The sequence below is a fragment of the uncultured Granulicatella sp. genome, assembly GCF_963521425.1.
Classification (GTDB): Bacteria; Bacillota; Bacilli; order Lactobacillales; family Aerococcaceae; genus Granulicatella.
Map to the genome: position 1 here is coordinate 1 of NZ_CAUQUN010000005.1, position 15,639 is coordinate 15,639.

Annotated in this window: 15 protein-coding genes; 1 reads left to right on the top strand and 14 read right to left on the bottom strand. The window is 34.3% G+C overall.

Annotation, left to right across the window (positions count from 1 at the left end):
* The 12 genes from metG to RWO76_RS02265 form a co-directional block, all read right to left on the bottom strand.
* The coding region (metG, locus tag RWO76_RS02210) for a methionine--tRNA ligase (RefSeq protein WP_314354011.1) at nucleotides 1-866 on the bottom strand (866 nt) is incomplete at its 3' end.
* Nucleotides 867-962: 96 nt separating this feature from the next.
* Nucleotides 963-1,385, bottom strand: coding sequence for a GtrA family protein (locus tag RWO76_RS02215; RefSeq protein WP_314354012.1), 423 nt, complete (start codon nucleotides 1,383-1,385; stop codon nucleotides 963-965).
* Nucleotides 1,386-1,470: 85 nt separating this feature from the next.
* A complete protein-coding gene (gene rpoE, locus RWO76_RS02220) occupies nucleotides 1,471-2,079 on the bottom strand; it encodes a DNA-directed RNA polymerase subunit delta (RefSeq protein WP_314354013.1) in 609 nt (202 codons plus the stop codon).
* 62 nt (nucleotides 2,080-2,141) lie between these two features.
* A complete protein-coding gene (locus tag RWO76_RS02225; RefSeq protein ID WP_314354014.1) occupies nucleotides 2,142-2,552 on the bottom strand; it encodes a DUF1934 domain-containing protein in 411 nt (136 codons plus the stop codon).
* 146 nt (nucleotides 2,553-2,698) lie between these two features.
* A complete protein-coding gene (gene gatB / locus RWO76_RS02230) occupies nucleotides 2,699-4,129 on the bottom strand; it encodes an Asp-tRNA(Asn)/Glu-tRNA(Gln) amidotransferase subunit GatB (protein ID WP_314354015.1) in 1,431 nt (476 codons plus the stop codon).
* A 13-nt stretch (nucleotides 4,130-4,142) separates the two neighbouring features.
* Complete coding sequence (gene gatA / locus RWO76_RS02235) at nucleotides 4,143-5,600, bottom strand: Asp-tRNA(Asn)/Glu-tRNA(Gln) amidotransferase subunit GatA (RefSeq protein ID WP_314354016.1); 1,458 nt, start codon at nucleotides 5,598-5,600, stop codon at nucleotides 4,143-4,145.
* A gap of 5 nt (nucleotides 5,601-5,605) precedes the next feature.
* The gene (gene gatC / locus RWO76_RS02240) at nucleotides 5,606-5,905 is read right to left on the bottom strand and encodes an Asp-tRNA(Asn)/Glu-tRNA(Gln) amidotransferase subunit GatC (RefSeq protein ID WP_227931903.1); all 300 of its coding nucleotides are present in this window, start codon (nucleotides 5,903-5,905) and stop codon (nucleotides 5,606-5,608) included.
* Between the two features lie 68 nt (nucleotides 5,906-5,973).
* Nucleotides 5,974-7,092 carry a CamS family sex pheromone protein gene (locus RWO76_RS02245; protein ID WP_314354017.1) on the bottom strand — a complete coding sequence of 373 codons (1,119 nt, stop codon included), beginning with the start codon at nucleotides 7,090-7,092 and terminating at the stop codon, nucleotides 5,974-5,976.
* Between the two features lie 2 nt (nucleotides 7,093-7,094).
* Nucleotides 7,095-9,101, bottom strand: coding sequence for an NAD-dependent DNA ligase LigA (ligA, locus tag RWO76_RS02250; protein ID WP_314354018.1), 2,007 nt, complete (start codon nucleotides 9,099-9,101; stop codon nucleotides 7,095-7,097).
* Nucleotides 9,102-11,396: a DNA helicase PcrA gene (pcrA, locus tag RWO76_RS02255; RefSeq protein WP_314354020.1), complete on the bottom strand. Its 2,295-nt coding sequence runs from the start codon at nucleotides 11,394-11,396 to the stop codon at nucleotides 9,102-9,104.
* Nucleotides 11,397-11,425: 29 nt separating this feature from the next.
* Nucleotides 11,426-12,538: an ATP-grasp domain-containing protein gene (locus tag RWO76_RS02260; protein WP_314354021.1), complete on the bottom strand. Its 1,113-nt coding sequence runs from the start codon at nucleotides 12,536-12,538 to the stop codon at nucleotides 11,426-11,428.
* A gap of 34 nt (nucleotides 12,539-12,572) precedes the next feature.
* Nucleotides 12,573-13,169 (bottom strand): glycoside hydrolase family 73 protein, encoded by a 597-nt coding sequence (locus RWO76_RS02265; protein ID WP_314354023.1) that lies wholly within the window; start codon nucleotides 13,167-13,169, stop codon nucleotides 12,573-12,575.
* Between the two features lie 213 nt (nucleotides 13,170-13,382).
* On the opposite strand from RWO76_RS02265, the gene RWO76_RS02270 reads away from it, so the two are divergent.
* Nucleotides 13,383-13,880, top strand: coding sequence for an aromatic acid exporter family protein (locus RWO76_RS02270; protein WP_314354024.1), 498 nt, complete (start codon nucleotides 13,383-13,385; stop codon nucleotides 13,878-13,880).
* Nucleotides 13,881-13,933: 53 nt separating this feature from the next.
* On the opposite strand, the gene RWO76_RS02275 is transcribed toward RWO76_RS02270, so the two are convergent.
* On the bottom strand, nucleotides 13,934-14,170 hold the full coding sequence (locus RWO76_RS02275; RefSeq protein WP_314354025.1) for a hypothetical protein: 237 nt from the start codon (nucleotides 14,168-14,170) through the stop codon (nucleotides 13,934-13,936).
* Between the two features lie 242 nt (nucleotides 14,171-14,412).
* The gene (locus RWO76_RS02280) at nucleotides 14,413-15,633 is read right to left on the bottom strand and encodes a hypothetical protein (RefSeq protein WP_314354026.1); all 1,221 of its coding nucleotides are present in this window, start codon (nucleotides 15,631-15,633) and stop codon (nucleotides 14,413-14,415) included.
* Between the last annotated feature and the right edge of the window lie 6 nt (nucleotides 15,634-15,639).

Below are 15,639 nucleotides of genomic sequence, written 5' to 3' on the forward strand. Positions count from 1 at the left end.
GCCATTAACATAATTGGCCAATAAATCGTATGGAAACGAACGATTTCTTTTCCGATGAAATGCACATCTGCTGGCCAATAACGATTGAATAATGTCTCATCATCACTTCCATAGCCTAAAGCTGTAATATAGTTTGATAAAGCATCAATCCATACATAAATGACATGTTTTGGATCATTTGGTACTGGAATTCCCCAGTCAAATGATGTACGAGAAACGGCTAAATCTTCCAAACCTGGTTTAATGAAGTTATTAATCATTTCATTTTTACGAGATTCTGGTTGAATAAATTCTGGATGTTCTTCATAGTATTGTAATAAGCGATCTGCATATTTACTCATTCTGAAGAAATAAGATTCTTCCTTCACTAATTGGACTTCATGACCACTTGGAGCCACTCCGCCAATCATTTTCCCCTCTGCATCACGATAAACTTCGACTAATTGAGATTCTGTAAAGTATTCTTCATCACTAACAGAATACCAACCTTCGTATTCACCTAAATAAATATCGCCATTATCGATTAATTTTTGGAAAATTTTCTGTACAGATTTTTTATGACGAGGTTGAGTTGTACGAATAAAATCATCATAAGAAACATCTAATTTTTTCCATAAATCTTGGATACCAAAAATAATATTATCGACAAATTCAATCTCGCTCACACCTGCTTCTTGAGCTTTTTGTTGAATTTTTTGTCCGTGTTCATCTGTTCCTGTTAAAAAATAAGTATCAAAACCTTGTAATTTTTTATAACGAATCATTGCATCACTTGCTACAGTTGTATATGCATGTCCGATATGTAATTGTCCACTTGGGTAATAAATTGGTGTTGTTAAATAAAAAGTCTTCTTATCTTCCGCCATTTGGCAGTATCCCCCTTAAATCTATAGATAGTGTTATTTTACCATAACGATTCCTAGAATTAAACCACTAACTCTTTTATGAACAAGTCATTATTCTCAGTCTTTCTTTGGTGAAAATGCCCAAAATCTTTGCCCAATATAATTAAATCCAACAAATAAAACCATTCCTACCAATAACGCAACATTTCCTTGAACATTAGTAGAAATTCCTGATAGTACCCAAGCCACAAATGGCTTAGCTAATCCATAAGCAAGTCCATAACAAAGTGTAATATTTATGATAAATTTCCAAATTATATGCCAATCATGACCCTTTTGCCCAAATGTATATCGTTTGTTCAACAAATAACTCACGATACTTCCTACAATATAATTTGATGCACTGGAAACCCAATAACTCCACGCTAATACATTAAAACAAAAAAACATAATTGCTGTTCCTACTACCGTATTGACGATTCCTACCAGAATAAATTTTAGAAAAGTCACATCAAAAAATGATAATAAGATTTTTTTCAAAATTTTTTCCTCCTATAAAAAAGAGGGGTGCAAAGCACTCCCACTTTTTAATTTAATAATTATGTTTCTTAAATGAAACGAAAGATTATAATTCATCCTCTTCGTCATCATAATCGCTATCTAATTCATCATCATTAATAATTGATAAATCTTCATCTGCACTAACGTCTTCATCTATATCTTCGTCGGCACCTAATTCGCTTAAATCTGAACGATATGCATCTAATTCAGTTTCTTCTTCATCATCTACATCATCATCCAAATCAATAATATCGTCTTCATCTTCATCTTCTAACAAGCCATCTTCATCTTCTGGATCATCATCATTGTAGTCAATAAGGTCCTCTTCAGTACCGAAGGCATTAACTTTTTTACGTTTTTTACGACGTTTTTTCAAGTCTTCATCATCAATTGATGAAACAATCTCTTCATCAATTGAATCAATTGGATACCATGAACGTAATCCCCAACGATTTTCTCCAAGAGAAATAAAGCTTCCATCAATATTTAAATCTGTATAAAAACGAGCCATACGCGCTTCTAATTGCGCATCACTTAGCTCCATATATAATTGAATTTCTACTAACAATTGATTAAAGTCCATTACTTCTTGTTTTGTTTCCAAGATAGCATGAGCTACTTCAACCATTGATAATTCATTTTTATTGATTCCATCTAGTGCTTTTAATTCCAAAGGATACACTTCCTTTCCACATATTCTTTAACAGTATAGCACACAAAAGCTATAGAACGCTACTATTGCACAATGTTTTCTTTAAGAATTTCTACATTTACTGTAAACTCACCTAAATTTTCTCCTAATTGAGATAATTGGTATTCAAAAGAAATTTGTTTCCAATCTGATGAGACTTCAACATTCTTCGTTTGAATCTCAAATAAAATTTCTTGCCCTTGGGCTAATTGATAACGACCCTTCGTTTTCTTTTGATGTTGGAACAGTAATTGACTAGCTACTTCACCTTTACGGAATAATTGAATTTCTCTATTTGACACTAATAAATCAACTTTTGTCTGAGTTTCTCTTTCTTGATAAGATAACGCTAATTGCTTGTTTTCAACTTTCCATTCAATGGATTCAATCGGTGCTTCTAATTCCGTTTGTAAAGATTCTCCGGCTTGAATAATTTTTGTGTGAACTCGGATCATTTTGATACCTCCATTCATTCTTTATGAAAAAGAGAGAAGGAGTGAATAAGAAGTCGGAAATTCCGTTTTCTATTCACCCCCAGCGGTTATTTAACTTCACGCATCATAGAAAATCTCTTTCTGCTACGCTTCAGTCCTCTCAGTTATTAATATTTCGCTAATTCTTCTTGTAATAATTGGTTTACAACTCCAGGATTTGCTTTTCCTTTTGTTTGTTTCATAATTTGCCCCACTAAGAAGCCAACTGCACGATCTTTACCATTTTTGAAATCTTCAATCGATTGTGCATTATTAGCTAGCACATCTTGAATAATTGGTAATAATTTTGATGGATCACTTAACTGAATCATACCATGTTTTTCAACAACTTGACGAGCAGTTCCGCCCTCTTCAGCTAATAATAAGAATACTTTTTTCGCTAATTTCGAGCTGATTGTTCCATCTCCAATTAATTGAATCATTTCTGCTAAACTTTGTGGAGTTAATAAAAGATCTTGTAATTCTAATTTTTTACTATTTAAGTGAGCAGAAATATCTCCCATTAACCAGTTTGAAGCTAATTTTGGATCACTACCTGCTGCAACTGTTTCATCAAAGAAATCAGACATTTCTTTTGATAATGTTAAGACCATTGCATCATATTCTGGTAATCCAAACTCACGAATATAACGTTCACGACGAACGGTTGGCATTTCAGGAATTGATTGACGGACTTCTTCTACCCATTCATCTGAAATTTCTAAGTTTGGTAAGTCTGGTTCTGGGAAGTAACGGTAGTCACTTGAACCTTCTTTCACACGCATTAAAATTGTTTGTCCATTTGATTCATCAAAACGTCTTGTTTCTTGACCGATAACGCCACCACTACGTAATACTTGAGCTTGACGGACTTCTTCAAATGCTAAACCTTTACGAACATTATTAAACGAGTTTAAGTTTTTCAACTCTGTTTTTGTACCGAATTTTTCTTGACCATAAGGACGTAGAGAAATATTCGCATCACAACGCATTGATCCTTCTTCCATTTTCACATCAGATACGCCTGTAAACATAATAATTTGACGTAATGCTTCTAAGTAAGCATACGCTTCTTCAGGAGAACGCATATCCGCTTCAGATACAATCTCAATTAATGGAGTTCCTTGACGGTTTAAATCTACATATGAGAATCCATCTGTACCGTGAGTATTTTTACCGGCATCTTCTTCTAAATGAACACGTTCGATACGGATACGTTTTGTTTTTCCTTCTACTTCAATATCAATCCATCCATCATGACCAATTGGGTAATCAAATTGAGAAATTTGATATGCTTTTGGATTATCAGGATAGAAATAGTTTTTACGGTCAAATTTTGTATGTTGTGAAATTTCACAGTTTAATGCTAATGCAGCACGCATTCCAAATTCAATGGCACGTTTATTAATGACGGGAAGTACCCCTGGATAACCCCAGTCAATCACTGTTGTATTTGTATTTGGCTCTGCTCCAAAATGAGCTGGTGAAGGAGAGAAGATTTTTGAATCTGTTTTTAACTCTACGTGAACTTCTAGCCCAATAATTGTTTCAAAATTCATCTTATTTTCCTCCTTATACGTTTGCTTGTTTTAAGTAATAGTCATTTGCTTGTTCAAATGCAAATGCTGCTTGATAAATGGTTTGTTCTTGGAAGTAATTTCCGATTAATTGAATACCAATTGGTAAACCTTCGCTAGAGAATCCAGCAGGTACAGAAATCGCTGGAAGTCCTGCTAAGTTTACAGGAACTGTTAATAAGTCTGCCATATACATTTCAATTGGATCATCATTTCTTTCTCCAATTCCATAAGCAGTTGAAGTCGTTACAGGTCCTAAAATTAAATCATAGTTTGCAAATACATTCGCAAAATCTTGTTTAATTAATGTACGAACTTGTCCTGCTTTCTTGAAGTAAGCATCATAGTAACCAGAACTTAATGAGAATGTTCCTAACATAATACGACGTTTTACTTCCATACCGAATCCTTCAGTACGGCTCATAACATATAAATCTTCTAAAGTTTTCGCTTCAGCTGAACGGTGTCCATAACGAATTCCATCAAAACGTTGTAAGTTAGAAGATGCTTCTGAAGAAGCAATAATATAATAGGCAGGAATACCGTATTTAGAATGAGGTAAGCTTACTTCTTCTACCGTTGCTCCTAATGCACGATATTGTTCTGCAGCTTTTAAGACTGCTTTACGAATTTCAGGGTCAATTCCATCTCCTAAATATTCTACTGGCAAAGCAATTTTTAATCCTTTAATATTGCCATTAATTTGTTGGTAATAATTTGGAACAGGTACATTCACACTTGTAGAATCACGGTGATCATATCCACTAATTGCTTCTAATACTAATGCATTATCTTTAACCGTACGAGTTAATGGTCCAATTTGATCTAAGCTTGATGCAAAGGCAATTAATCCATAACGAGATACACGACCATAAGTTGGTTTCATACCAACAATTCCTGTAAAACTTGCAGGCTGACGAATCGAACCACCTGTATCAGAACCTAAAGTGGCTAACACTTCTCCAGCTGCTACAGCTGCTGCAGAACCACCTGAAGACCCTCCAGGAACTTTTGTTAAATCCCAAGGATTTCTAGTTTTCTTGAAATAAGAATTTTCTGTTGAACCACCCATGGCAAATTCATCCATGTTTAATTTTCCGACATTCACAGCTCCTGTTTTTTTCAACAAGTCCATCACATGCGCATCATAAATTGGATTGAAATCTTCCAACATACGACTTGCAGCTGTTGTGATTAAGTCGCGAGTTACAATATTATCTTTAATCCCGATTGGTAACCCTTGAAGAGAAAGAGTTGAATCATAACCTTTTTCATCAGCAGCTTTTGCTTGAGCCATTGCTTCTTCTTCATTTAGAGCTAGAAAAGCTCCAACTTTATCATCTACTGCTTGAATTTTTTCGAATGTTGCACTTGTTAATTCTTGAGAAGTAAATTTCTTCTGAACTAAACCTTCATGCAAGCTTACTAATGTTTGATTTTCTAATAAACTCATGCGTCTTACTCCTCTCCTTCACCCATAATTGCAGGTACTTGGATAAATCCATCCTCGCTTGTTTTTACATTTCTCATTAATAAATCACGATCTGTTCCTTTTACCGGCACATCTTCGCGTAAAACATTCACTAATGAATATCCGTGAGTTGTAACTTCTACTCCTGTTGTATCAACTTCTTTTAATTGTTCTACCATATCAATGATATCACTCATTTGCTCTGTGAAATGTAAAATCTCATGATCTGCAAATGATAATTTCGCTAATTTTGCAACGTGACGTACTTCTGATTCTTCAATTGCCATGACTGTTCCTCACTTTCAACTTTTCTTTCGTTCCTATTGTAAAAGGCACGTACCTTTTATGTCAATCTTTAATCAAAAACATGATACGTAAATACACCTTGAGCAGTATCTTGCATTAAGAATGCTTCCATCCCATTAATCGATGAGATACGAACTTCAACTGGTGTCGTTTTTGGTAAATATTTATTGGCAACATCTGTCACATGTTGTGCTAAAGCAATAATTTCTGACTCTCCATAAAATTGAGTCATAATATTAACAACCATTTTTTTAGGAGCATTTTCTTGATAATAAACTTTAGCTGTTACTCCTGATAAATTCGGGAAGAAGTTTTGAACTTCTGTTCTAAAGTTTTCAAAAGCAGATGATTCTTCTGTTGGATTGCCATCAACTAATGGTAATACAACTATTTTTTGATTCATATTTGTCCAATTTGTCACCTCAGTTCCTTCTACTGAGGTAGCTTCTAAAATATAGACTCCACCACCAATATCATCTTTTGGAGCTTGTTTAAAAATTCCAAACACTATTGGTACTGTCTTCAGAGCATCATTTTGACGTAAACGAGTCAACACTGTATTCGCAATTGATTTTGCTTGTTTTAACATCTCTTCATTCGAAATTTCTTGCTCCGCATCTTTATCTCCCGCAGTATAATAATCCACTGAATTCATTGCAAGACCAATACTGATTCCACCTAGCTCATAATTATTTTCTGTTTGAATCATAAAATCTTGTTCTAAAATTTGGGCTAAATAATATGGATTTCTTTTACTTGCATCTGTTTCACCATTATCTTCTGGATTTAGTCCATCAGGGTTTTTATCTGATTTACGGGCTACCCATTGATTCGTTGTTTTTGAATCAATGACTTGTCCTTCTCTAAAGAAATATTGATTCGTTGGAAAAACTGCACGTGATAATTCAATTAAACCTGATTCAAAATTCCTCAAGTTGAATCCAGTATTTAAACTTAAAGTTGCACCGCGAGTCTTACTTACTTGATACTTTCCATTTGTAATCAATGCTCTATAATATTGATTTGAAAGTTGGTTCGTTGTTGGCTGAGCAACTTTTGCACGTGAAGATTCTGATTCAACATTTTTTTGTGTTGCTTGATTAATATTCGCACACCCTGCTAATGACATCATTGTGACACTAGCGAGAGCGATAATTTTTTTCTTCATAACTATTCCTTTCCTTCAATCATTGTTCTAAATTGTTCTTCATCCCATATTAAAATCCCTAAAGATTCAGCTTTTGTTAACTTACTTCCTGCTTGAGAGCCTGCAATGACTAGGTCTGTTTTTTTAGAAACAGATCCTGTCACTTTTCCACCTAAAGACTCGATTGCTTCTTTTGCTTCTTGTCTTGTCATCTGCTCTAACGTTCCTGTTAATACAACTGTTTTTCCAGCAAATAGTGAGTTTTCTGAAATAACTGTCTTATCTTTTCCTAAATAACGCATATTAACGCCCGCTTCTTTTAATTCTTCTAACATTTCTTGAACCGTTTCTTGACTAAAATAAGCTAAAACGCTATGCGCAATTACTAATCCTAATCCTTCAATAGAAACTAATTCTTCCACAGTCGCGTTTTGAAGGTTTTCCATTGTTTCAAAATGCATTGCTAAATCTTTTGCCGCTTTTGATCCAACATTTCGAATACCTAGCCCCGTTAATAAACGCTCTAATGAGTTTTGTTTACTCATTTCAATTGCCTGTATAATTTTTTGCGCTGATTTTTCTTGAATTTTATCAAGTGTCACTAACTGTTCCATTGTTAAGTGATATAAATCTGCTACATCTTGGACCAATCCACTTTCAAATAATTGATGAATAATTCTTGTCCCTACTCCAGACATATTCATCGCATCTCTCGATACAAAATGAGTTAACCCTTCTTTTAAAAGAGCTGGACATTTTGGATTCATACAACGTAAAGCAACCTCTTCTTCTAAATGCACGAGAGGATTCGAACAAGAAGGACATTTTGCTGGAAACTCATACGGTTCTATCCCTTCGGGACGTTTTTCTAAAATCACTCGAGTGACTTCAGGAATAATATCACCGGCTTTATGAACGACAACCGTATCTCCAATTCGAATATCTCTTTCTCGTATTAAATCGACATTATGTAAGCTGGCACGTTTCACAGTAGTTCCCGCAAGAAATACCGCATCCATCACAGCTGTTGGGGTCACTACTCCCGTACGTCCCACTGTCCATTCAATATCTCGCACAATTGTCTGCGCTTCTTCAGCAGGGAATTTATAAGCGATTGCCCATTTTGGAGCTTTTACAGTGAACCCTATTTCTTCTTGTGCTTTAAAGTCATTTACCTTAATCACAATCCCATCAATTTCATAAGGCAAATTATTTCTTTCCACTGTCATTTTTTCAATAAATGCCCATACTTCATCAATCGAATGGCAAAGTACGCTTTCTTGATTCGTGACAAATCCTAATGCTTGCATTTTTTCTAGCAATTCTATTTGAGAATCCACTTCTAAAGCTTCAACACTAGGACTTTGATAGAGAAACACTGCTAAATTTCGACTAGCTGCTACTTTAGAATCTAATTGTCTTAAACTTCCTGCAGCTGCATTTCTAGGATTAGCAAATACTTCTAATCCTTCTTCTTCTCTTGATTGATTTAATTGTTGGAATGATTTTTTTGGCATATAACATTCCCCACGAACTTCAATCGACCATGGTTGATCTAACGAAAGAGGAACGGATTTAACCGTTCTAATATTATGCGTAATATCTTCCCCTATTACACCATCTCCTCTTGTAGCACCTAACACTAATTTTCCTTCTTGATAAGTTAGCGCTACAGATAAACCGTCAATTTTTAATTCGCAAACATAGTCAATCGCACGATTGGTTAATTTTTTAATACGATCATCAAATGCTTGTAAGTCTTCTTTTGAAAAAGCATTTGATAAACTCAACATAGGATTTTGATGAGTAACTTTTTCAAAACCTTCTAAAACAACACCTCCAACACGTTGAGTTGGAGAATCTGGAGTAATCAATTGTGGATACTCCGTTTCTAATCGTACTAGTTCATGATACGTTTCATCATACTCATGATCTGTAACTGTTGGACTATCTTGAACATAATATTCATGACTCCAACGATTTAATTGTTCTCTTAATTGTTGGATTTTTTGTTCTACTGAAGTATCCATTTACGACTCCTCTATTCTTTCAATTGGGGCAAAACTTGCTAACAAGCGTTTAATACCCATTCCTGCAAAAGCTACATCAATTTCTTGATTGGTACCTTCTCCTGTCACTTTTACAACTGTTCCAACATTCCATTTTTTATGCATCACTTTGTCGCCAACTTTCCATACAGCTGCGTCTTCGGTAGTAACGGTTTGTTTACGTACTGGTTGGATGCTTGAAGGCTGAACTGTTTTTGGTTGATACGCAGTTGCCTGAGATTTTGATCGATATTTATCAAACAACGAACTTGATGAAGAATTTTTTGAAACAAATGGAGAAGACTCTCTACTTGTATGGCCGTAGGATTGCTGTTGTTTCGAATCAAATAATTCTTCTCCGATTTCTAATACAAATCTCGATGGGCGGTTCGTTTGTGTACGGCCATATAATAATCTTGAATATGCATTTGTTAAAAATAATTTTTGTTCTGCACGAGTAATTCCTACATATGCTAAACGACGTTCTTCTTCTACATCATCATGTTCCATTATACTTCTTAAACTTGGGAAAATTCCTTCTTCTAAACCGATAATAAATACAACTGGAAACTCTAACCCTTTAGCAGCATGAAGCGTCATTAATGTCACCATACGACCATCCCCATCATCGCTATCCGCATCAGAAACTAAAGATAAGTCTGTTAAAAATTGTAATAATGGAGAATCTTCCGACTCTTCTTCTAAACGATCTTGTTCGAATTGTTTTGCAACTGAGATAAACTCTTGAATATTTTCAATTCTCGCATCAGCTTCCATTGTATGTTGTTGCTCTAAAGCAGAAAGATATCCTGTTTTCTCAATTACTTGTTCCACAAAGTCACTGATTGATAGAAATTCTTGCATTTTTCTCAAATCTTCAATCATTTCAGCAAATTTTTCTAAAGACTTTGCTGCTTTCCCAGATAGAGGAGAGATTGCTATTTGTGAACTGGCTTCTAATAAGGAGAATTGATGCATAGAAGCAAAATCATTTAATTTATCTAAAGAAGTTGCTCCGATTCCTCTTTTCGGACTATTGACAATTCTTCTAAAACTTAAATCATCTTGAGGATTTACAATTAAACGTAAATACGCTAATAAATCCTTAATTTCAAGTCTTTCGAAGAATCGTTGCCCTCCTACTAGTCGGAATGGAATATTTGATTTTAATAAATTTTCTTCCATGACACGAGATTGCGCATTTGTACGATATAAAATGGCAAAATCATCATAATGATAGCCATCTCTTAATAGACTTTGAATTTGTGACAATACATAACGTCCCTCATCTTGCTCCGATTGAGCACGGTAATACGTGATGGGTTGTCCCTCTTCGTTTTCAGTCCATAATTTCTTCACTTTACGATTAACATTATTCTCAATCACATGATTAGCTGCTTGTAAAATTGTTTTTGTAGAACGATAATTTTGTTCTAATAAAACAACTTTTGCGTTTTGATAATCTTTTTCAAATTCTAAAATATTACTCATATCAGCTCCACGCCAACCATAAATACTTTGGTCTGCATCCCCGACAACACAAATATTTTTGAATTTTTTTGCTAACATCGTTACTAATCGATATTGAGCATGGTTCGTATCTTGGTACTCATCCACATGAATATATTGGAATTTTTGTTGATAATAGTGCAATGTTTCAGGATATTTTTGGAATAATTGTACCGTCAACATAATTAAATCATCAAAGTCCAATGTCATACTTTTTGCTAGTTCTTTTTGATATTCACGGTAACATTTCGCAATGATTTGTTCCACATATCCCGTATATTTTTCACTAAATTCTTCTACATCTTCTAAATCATTTTTAGCTTGGCTAATACGATTTAAAATCATGCGATAATCATATTTTTCGCTATCAATATCTAATTTCTTTAAAATTCGCTTCATTGCCGTTTGTTGCTCACTTGGGTCGCAAATTGTAAAAGAACGTTGATAGCCTAATAATTCAATATCTCTTCTTAAAATACGCACACACATGGAGTGGAAAGTAGACACCCACATATCTTCAGCTTGTGGCCCAACTAATTGGCTTACTCGCTCTTTCATTTCACGTGCTGCTTTATTCGTAAAGGTAATCGCTAAAATATTCCAAGGATGAACCTCTTCTTCTGCTAAAATATACGCCATACGGTGTGTTAATACTCTTGTTTTCCCACTACCAGCACCTGCCATAATCAGTAAGGGTCCTTGAGTATGTTGAACCGCCTCTTTTTGACGTTCATTCATTCCTTCTAGTAATTTCGCCGAAATACTCACAAAGTCATCCTTTCTTCTCTTGTTACATTCTAATCGTGTAATCCACTTAATTCTAATTCATTGACTAAATCCACACTTGAAGCACCTGTTAACCGAATCACTCCAACTGCTTCTTTTGGATTTCCACCTTCAACTTGGAAATATTCAAATTCCCAATGAGGTTTAATTACTGTTAAAATATGCGCTTTTTCTAACATTTCTTGATAAATCGGAACAATTAATCCTTCCTCTATCAATCCACTTTCTAAAACGCCTAATCCTGTTGCTAATCGTAAAACAATTTCACTAAATGATTGAGGAATTTGTCGTGCGCTAAACTGATGTTGAAGAAGTGGTAATTGGTCCACTTTTTTGACATAAAAAATTCCATTTTTTGCCATTACTACTTGAATCGATACTAGAGTAGATCCCGAAATGGAACGCATTATTTTTGATGCAATCGTACGAAGCTCTCCAACCCATTCAGGATTCATTCGTTTAGACGCAATCGCATATTTTAATTTTCCATCTACATATACATCTTCCGTAATTGGTAAAATCGCAATATGGTCTTCATAATCTCGTAAAATCGTCATACTAAAATGACGTTGACCGGGAACAAATGCTGTCACCATACAAGATTGTTCCTCTACTAGTTGGAACACATGATCATCCATATCATGATCATAAATCATAATCCCCTTATGTTTTTTATCAAAACGATTCGTCTCTAACACAGCAGGAAATCCAATACTTGATAATAAACTTGGCAATTCTCCAATACTTGTAATCATTCCATAAGGAGCTACATTAATCGCATGTTCTTCTAAAAATAATTTTTCAACCATACGATTTTGAGAAATTTCTGCTAATTCAAATGATTGATAATAACGTGTTTTCCCACTTAAAGTAATAATGGTATCTATTTCAATTGCATTTGTTAAAACATAAATCGTATCGACTTGTACTGCAAATTCTGATAATGCTTGTCTGTCAGAATAACGAGCAATCACTTCTTTATCTGCTAATAAAGCACTAGGTTCATCTTCTTCACGAAAATGATAAATACGATATCCCAATCGTTTCGCCATTAAAATAATAGATGAAATTTGAGAATTTCCACCAATAATTCCAATAATACTTCCTGGTAATAATTGACTCATGTGTTTTCTACTCCTTTACAGATTTTTCATGAAGTTAATCATATTGTTCTAAATGATACGTTTCAATGACCGTAATAATTTTTTGTGCATAAGTTGGATCTGTAGCATATCCTGCTTTTTGAAGGGCGTGTGCTGCTTCTTTATAATTTTTCGCTTTTAAAACTGGTTCATATAATTTAGGATTCCAATCTACTCCATATGTCAACAATTTGGCATGTGCTTCTACAGATTCTGCCCAACTATTATAGACTCGAAAAGGAGCCATAATGGTAATCCATTGACCATTCACAAATTCACTTGTTTCTAATTGGACACTTGGTTCTGCAGCACCAGCTTTCATTCCATATAAATTATAGTAATCCTTTGATAATCCACTTTCTCCCCAATCAGACTCTAATATAGCCTGAGCTAAACTAATACTTGGTAAAACTTTATATAATTGATAAGCTTTTTGAGAAGACGGGACAAGCTTTTGAATAAATTGTTGGTGCGCAATCTCTGTAGGATCTTGCCTTGTTTCTTGAAACTGTAATGTACCCATAATAATGACACTACATATAGCTATAAACACCAAAATAATTCCAAGCGTTAATCTCTTAGCACCTAATTTCATATGCGATTTCCATTTCATTGATTTTCGTCTTCCCACAGCAACACCACTTTCTATACATAACTCTAATTTTATCATAAACCATAATTTTACGCTTGAATTTTCCTTGTTTTTTATAAAATTAATTACTTAATTTTTTATAACATAGCAATTATTTATACAGTTCTTTACTCGTTGTCGCTTTATGCATTTTATGATATGATATTCAAGAATTTTAACCAACGAGGTGAAACTGTGCCTAATCAACAACAAAATCCATTTCATATTGGACTCAGAACTTTTAAAACAGCAGTATCTGCATTTATCTGTATTTTACTTTTTAAAGTACTTCATCGAGGTTCTCCAATGTTAGCTGTGTTATCTGCAGTATTTAGTTTAAGAACGGATCATAAACAAACTTGGAAGTTTGGAATTGCTCGTTTCTTTGGAAACATGTCAGGTGGGGTATTAGCCATTCTTCTTCTTCAATCATATAGATATTTTACTCTACCAGATTATGCCGACTTACTATTAGTTCCTCTTGGAATTATTTTATTAATTTTATTTTGCAATCGATTCAATAAAACGGCTGTGATTAATTCTTCAGCGACTTTCTTAGTCATCTTTTATACGATTGAAGCAGCCGTTAATGTGGAATATGCGATTCAACGGGTATTAGACACTTTAATGGGAGCAGTCATTGCGATGATTGTCAATCGACTATTACCGAGCCCGCATTTAGAAGAAAAATAGAGCATCCCAAAGCGGAATGCTCTTTTTTATCAACTAATTTTTCTATAAATTTTCTATTTCGGATAATAATTAATTCCAATCCAGAACAACCCAAATACAAGCACTAAAATACCGTTACACAATAGATAACGAGCAAAATTTCGACGATTAATATTAGAATTATCAAAACTATAATATAACATCATCACAAAACCCACAATCGGAATTGCTACAAGAAGCCCATACCCAAAATATTCCCATGCACTTAATGGTCTATATTCAGGTGGTCCATCATAATAATTTTTATGCATTTTTTCTCCTCCATTTTGTATGTTCAAAGCTATTATATCTTCTATTAATGAAATTTCAAACAATTTTATAAACCTTTTAATTCACCTTCATCACCAAACCCTTAATGATAATCAAAAAAGGCACCCCATACGGAGTGCCTTCAATAAATAGTCGAACGAACTCGCACCGCCATCTCCTCTCTATTACTAGAAAGGCGTCATCCTTCTTGGACAATCAACCTATTTATTTAAACAACATTACTTTAGTAAATCACATATTCACGTTTTCTTTGGAAATATAATTTTGCATCTGCTTTTGGTGTGATTTTTGCTGAGAAAACTTCTTCTTTCTTATTCAAATCAAACACACGAAGTGCATTTTGACCTTGTTCAAGTCCGACATAGACTAATGTATCTTTGTTTAGCTCTTCTTCTGTAGAATATGGATCACGTTGAAGTGTTCCAATTTTTTCTAAAGATAAGTCCGCTGTAGCACGATACACTGTTTCCAACTCTGCTTGACGGTCTTTCGTTGCAATATATTCTGGACGCTCAACCACATGGTCTCTTCCTGATTTTCTACCACTTACTCTTGGATGAGTCGTTTCTACTGCATAAATTTGAGAACCTGAAATGAAGAAGCTTGCTGAATTTTTTAGTGAAGTAGTATCCAATTTACGGAATGTATTTGTAAATAAATCATATTGATAATACTCATCTTCCTCTGGTTTTTCAGAAGGTTTTGGTCCATCTTTTATAGGATGTACATTAAATACAATGGTTTCTGGATTATAAGAGTGATTTCCAAATGCAGCATTGAGCAACAACCCATCTTTTTCAAGTGTTAATTCTCCCACATCTTTCACAGTGCCTTCTTCAAAAGACAAACTAAACTTAAAGAATTTTCGTTTACTAGATTTTTTTTCTAAGAAAGGAACGATAACTCCTAACTCTTTTCCCTTACGTTGGAAGATTGGTTCTTCTCCCCAGCCAAATGATGAATCTAAATGAATCGGAATTTGTTTTTCAATGATTCGTTTATTTTCATCCGAGTACATCGCATAATTAAATGTAAAATCTCCAGTATTACTAAAATATGAAGTCCAATGAATATCATAAAATAGTGAAGAATTGTCTAATTGTAATACATGTCTATGACTGACAAGTAATGAACGTTCTAAAAGAGGAATACGACTTAATATCGCTTGTTCTCTCGCTTGCCCATTCCAAGTCCCTAATGTTTGAAATAGTTTTTCCACTTTCCCATCAACAATGGCTGATGTCGAAACACTATTACTGATTTTTCCTGCGCCTTCTTTTCCTACTTCAAAAACTGTCCCTTTTAAATATTGATTGGCTTCAGCTGAAGTTTCTATGGTGTAAGGAGCATCTGACATTGACGTCCAAACCATATTCCCAATTCCTAAAACTAGAAACCCAACAACAATTACGAGTAATCCCCATGCAAATTTAATTGATTTCATAATCTC

Coding starts and splice junctions, on each gene's coding strand:
- gatB (WP_314354015.1), bottom strand. CDS start 4,129: ATGAATTTTGAAACAATTATTGGGCTAGAAGTTCACGTAGAGTTAAAA.
- RWO76_RS02225 (WP_314354014.1), bottom strand. CDS start 2,552: ATGATCCGAGTTCACACAAAAATTATTCAAGCCGGAGAATCTTTACAA.
- ligA (WP_314354018.1), bottom strand. CDS start 9,101: ATGGATACTTCAGTAGAACAAAAAATCCAACAATTAAGAGAACAATTA.
- RWO76_RS02280 (WP_314354026.1), bottom strand. CDS start 15,633: ATGAAATCAATTAAATTTGCATGGGGATTACTCGTAATTGTTGTTGGG.
- gatA (WP_314354016.1), bottom strand. CDS start 5,600: ATGAGTTTATTAGAAAATCAAACATTAGTAAGCTTGCATGAAGGTTTA.
- RWO76_RS02260 (WP_314354021.1), bottom strand. CDS start 12,538: ATGAGTCAATTATTACCAGGAAGTATTATTGGAATTATTGGTGGAAAT.
- RWO76_RS02265 (WP_314354023.1), bottom strand. CDS start 13,169: ATGAAATGGAAATCGCATATGAAATTAGGTGCTAAGAGATTAACGCTT.
- gatC (WP_227931903.1), bottom strand. CDS start 5,905: ATGGCAATTGAAGAATCAGAAGTACGTCACGTTGCAAAATTAGCGAAA.
- RWO76_RS02245 (WP_314354017.1), bottom strand. CDS start 7,092: ATGAAGAAAAAAATTATCGCTCTCGCTAGTGTCACAATGATGTCATTA.
- RWO76_RS02275 (WP_314354025.1), bottom strand. CDS start 14,170: ATGCATAAAAATTATTATGATGGACCACCTGAATATAGACCATTAAGT.